This is a genomic window from Helicobacter sp. T3_23-1059, from assembly GCF_053654515.1.
Map to the genome: position 1 here is coordinate 1 of NZ_JBSIUV010000091.1, position 4,407 is coordinate 4,407.

At 27.9% G+C, this 4,407-nt stretch carries 4 protein-coding genes and 1 pseudogene; 1 reads left to right on the forward strand and 4 read right to left on the reverse strand.

The annotated features are described in order from the left end of the window. Nucleotides 1-612 precede the first annotated feature (612 nt). Nucleotides 613-795: a hypothetical protein gene (locus ACWIX0_RS12845; RefSeq protein ID WP_454174380.1), complete on the reverse strand. Its 183-nt coding sequence runs from the start codon at nt 793-795 to the stop codon at nt 613-615. A gap of 164 nt (nt 796-959) precedes the next feature. Between ACWIX0_RS12845 and ACWIX0_RS12850 the strand changes: the two genes are divergently transcribed. Next, the gene (locus ACWIX0_RS12850) at nt 960-1,205 is read left to right on the forward strand and encodes a hypothetical protein (RefSeq protein WP_454174381.1); all 246 of its coding nucleotides are present in this window, start codon (nt 960-962) and stop codon (nt 1,203-1,205) included. A 210-nt stretch (nt 1,206-1,415) separates the two neighbouring features. On the opposite strand, the gene ACWIX0_RS12855 is transcribed toward ACWIX0_RS12850, so the two are convergent. The 3 genes and pseudogenes from ACWIX0_RS12855 to ACWIX0_RS12865 form a co-directional block, all read right to left on the reverse strand. Next, complete coding sequence (locus ACWIX0_RS12855; protein WP_454174382.1) at nt 1,416-1,874, reverse strand: hypothetical protein; 459 nt, start codon at nt 1,872-1,874, stop codon at nt 1,416-1,418. Continuing rightward, nucleotides 1,871-3,937 carry a DUF6402 family protein gene (locus ACWIX0_RS12860; protein ID WP_454174383.1) on the reverse strand — a complete coding sequence of 689 codons (2,067 nt, stop codon included), beginning with the start codon at nt 3,935-3,937 and terminating at the stop codon, nt 1,871-1,873. The genes ACWIX0_RS12855 and ACWIX0_RS12860 overlap by 4 nt, the downstream gene beginning before the upstream one ends. Beyond that, nucleotides 3,930-4,407: pseudogene (locus ACWIX0_RS12865) on the reverse strand (bacteriophage T4 gp5 trimerisation domain-containing protein); the annotation flags it as partial. The pseudogene ACWIX0_RS12865 and the gene ACWIX0_RS12860, both read right to left, overlap by 8 nt.

A 4,407-nucleotide genomic window follows, 5' to 3' on the forward strand; every position in this document is an offset into this window, starting at 1 on the left:
GGCTACGCGTAAGTAGGGGGAGTAATGATATAGAGATTGTTGGTTACTATTTGAGCCGAAATTATTGTATGCAATAGATTTGTTCATAATTATAATTCCACCCTAAAATATTCTTGCGTTATTTTATCATTTGGCACTTTTTTGAAAATTTTCTCTTTGTAATGTTAGTGATTCATATCTAAAATACCAATATGACAAATGATAACAAACCAAAAATGACGAAAAATATAGGCAACAAGGTAATATATAAAACAAAAACAAACAAAGTATTTAACAAAAGATACTTTAAATATTTGCTTATTTGAATATCTAAAATGGGCATTCTTTTGGCATAAAATATTATGCACAATATTGCAAATAATATTATTGACAATATCGTATTTATACACAACAATGGCATATAATCTTGTTTATGGCTAGGAATAGTTATTATCCACAAACCTTGCATAATAGGCACTATAAAACAGCCCACAAAAATACTAAAATAAATATATTTACTTGACACAACATACAAAAAATCCCTATTTTGCGTCATATTTTTAAATCGCTTTTTGAATGTTACAAGCAAAAATACAGACAAGCAACATAGCATTAAAACTAGCTCGATAAACATTACAGCTCCACCCTAAAATATTCTTGCGTTATTTTATCATTTGGCACTTTTAAAATATAAAATCCTTTGTGAATCTTGTCATTTGTTTTGTCTTTTGAAAAGATTTTGAAATTTAAGCCTTTGTCGAATGTATTTTTATGATATTTGCAAGATTGGTTGTATAAGGGATAGATTTGTTGCATTTTTATTATATTAACCTTATATCATAAGCATTAACCCAAATAATGCCATATCATCGATTGAAAATAATAAAAAGAAACTTATAAATAACGCAAACAATAAATTAACATAAAAATGTCTATGATTCGTTATTATTTTTAGCTGTGTTGAAATAAATGTATCCTTTATGATGGATATGATTATAAAAAATAGTATGGATAATACAATAGACAATATAACAAATGACGGAAAAGATAATATAATGGACAATATAACAGAGTTGCCCAAATCAGATAATACACCTAATCTATGCCTACTTGAAATCACAACACAACTTACAAATATTCCACAAAGAGTTCCTAAATATATTCCTAAAAACAATGAAATCCAATATTTTGCACTTAAAGTAAATGCTAAAAATTTTTATTTTTAATAGCATAAAACAAATACAAAATAACAATAGCGATAGATAAGCAAATATTTAATAAGTAATTCATAATTCCACCCTAAAATATTCTTGTGTTGCTTTATCATTTGGCATTTTTAAAATATAAAATCCTTTGTGAATCTTGTCATTTGTTTGATCTTTTGAAAAGATTTTGAAATTTAAGCCTTTGTTGAGTGTAAAATAGCGCATTTGTTTTTACAATAAAATATAAATCATTGCAAGTGTCGTCATTGGATTCACAAAGCAAAATAAAACATAAGAAATACATATAAAACCAAATAAAATAATACGATTCTTTTTTGTGGCATTATTTTGAATGACTAAAGTTTTAATTTTAGATTTTATTAAAGAAAATATGAAAATAAAAATCAAAGAAAACACAAAACAAAATATTGCAGAATACATTAAGGAAGCGAATGGATAAAATAAAAACATTTTAAAAGTTAAATCATTCCCTTCCACAAAAAACATAACTACAAATGAAATCATCAAGGGCAAAATCAAACCCACAAATATAAAAGTTTTCCAAAATGAAGGCGTAAGACTAAAGGCTAAAAATTCCTTATTTTTTACAGAATATGCAATGAGGCAAATCAACATAATAAGCAAAATACAAAAGCTTACAAGTAACCTAATGTAAATAATATTTGTCACAACTCCACCCTAAAATATTCTTGCGTTATTTTATCATTTGGCACTTTTAGCACATAAAATCCTTTGTGAATCTTATCATTTGTTTTGTCTTTTGAAAAGATTTTGAAATTTAAGCCTTTGGCAAATATCTCTTTGTAATCTCGGTAATTTTGGTTGTATAGAGGATAGATTTGCTTTTGCTTAAGTATTGAAATTTCATTTTTTTCTAAAGCCATTTGTTGTTTTAAAATGGTATTATAAGACTTGAATACCAACATTTTGGGTATTGATATGTTGGCATTTTCGCTATATTTAGCCATCTGCCTCAAAGAATTATTAAAATCAAACCTCATTGCTTTATAATCCCAAGTTCCCACAGGTTGTCCTAATTGTATAATATTTTCATCCTTATGCGCTTTGTTTCCATAATCGTGTCCTTCATCATCAAAGTCAAATACATCATAAATATAAGCATAAATTTCCTTGACATAGGCATATATTTTACCATTTTCTTGTTTTAGTAAGAATTTAGCAGGAATGTAATAAATACTAAATTTTCCCGTGCAAGCATAAAGAGCTAGGGCTTGTGCCTTTGTTTGCTCACTAAAAGATATAAGTTTTTTGCCAAAATCCATATCGCTTATGCCAATACCTTGTTGCATAGCAGTTTTATCTATATCACAAGGTCGTAAAGTGGCAATTCTTTTATATTTGTCTTGTATTGACAAAAATTTATTTTTGGGATAGACGCTAAATACAAGTTCCGTTTTTGATTTACCATTTTTAATATTATCTGTATGGACAATTAAATCAAGTTCTGCTTCATCTAATGTGTTTTCTAATTGGGCATAATCTTTTAAGACTTTTTTTGGCTCTATTATGCCTTTTTCCTCAAAACAGGCATTTTTAGGATTATTTCTACAAAGTCTTTTTTGATGAAAAAGTAAGTCGGCAATATCCTTTTTGAATTTATCTGATAAGTTTAGATTTAGATTATATATTGACTCTTCATTGTAGCTTGATATTGTGTATTGCACAGGTTTTACATTTAATAATGTTTGATATTTTTCTTGTATCATAGGAAATTTTAGATAAAACTCTTCCCAATCCAACTCCACATAAAAATTGCAAGAGTCTTTTTCTGTTTTTTGCTTTATTTCAAAAGGTTTAAGTTCTATATTTGGTGCGTATTTATAAATCAATTTTTGCATTTGTTGGTTTTCTATGCTTTTACATAATGACTTAGAATCTTGATATGTTAATTGCGAAATTGTGGTGGCGTTTTTAGGGTTGTCGTGCCATAGTCTTTGCAACACATAGCTTGTCGTCCAACCAAGCCTTGATACTTCATCGACAGCATTTAAAGCCTCTTGCATAGAACAATCAATAGAAATTTGTATAATATCATTTAACGCAACTTCTGCATAAACATTACATATTGGTTTTTTAGTATAAGCAAATATTATCATTTTAGAATCATTAACAACATTGTTAATTTCATAATCCTTAACTTCTCTACCTAAACAAACTTGATTGTTTTTGTCTTTTAATGGATAATATTTGCCGTTATTTAAACATCTTGTGGGATATTGTTTTAATTCTTCTTCGCTACCTTGAATAAGTGTTTTATTGGTATTAGATTTTTTTAATATAAGATTTTTTGATACAAAAGTGTAAGCCCATTTAATATCGTTATCTTTGATATAATCAGGACAATAAGCCTTTAAGGTTATTAAATCGCCTTTTTGAAAACAATATCTCTCATTTTTAGAATATATATTTATCTTAAAAATATCTGTGTATTTGTCAAATCTCAACTCTTGGGTTTCGTTTAAAGCATTATAATTTATTAAGGGTCTATCAAATATAGGTTTAATCTTGTAATTATTTTGTTCTTGCAAATAAGCATTATAAAGTTGAAATTTATTTGAAATATTTATATTAAAATCTGCAATCCCGCAATCATTGGTTTTTGCAGATAATTGCTTATTACCACTAATTGGCTGCAAAAACAATTTAATGTTTGCTATTGGTAAATTATTAGCATTATCTATTGCCTTAATTGTAATTGTTTGATTACTCACTTTTAATTTCTCCGCCTTTAACAACAAGTCCATTAGAATCTAACACCATCTCTACACCACCTACCTTAATAATCACAGAATGATTGTCGGCTGTTATAATGGTATCGCCTACTGAGAAATTTATTTGATTGTCGGCTTGTGCTTCAATATTTGTTTTGGCTTGCATAGCAATATTTTCTGCTATTTCAGTATGATTTTTCCTAGATTCAAAACCTACGGATTTTGTAGTGGATAATAAAATATTGTGGTTAGCGGTAAGGTTGATTTGTTCTTGTGATGTTAGATTCAATTCTTTCGTAGCTCGTATATCATAATATCCCCCTACTCTCTCCACCTTATTTCCCATTATCTCACTAGATTTATCCCCCTCTATCTTAGATTCCACATTCCCCCTTATTATTACCTCCTTATCCCCACCCACATATTCACTACTATTATGCTCTATGTTTAATCTATTATCTGCTCCTATG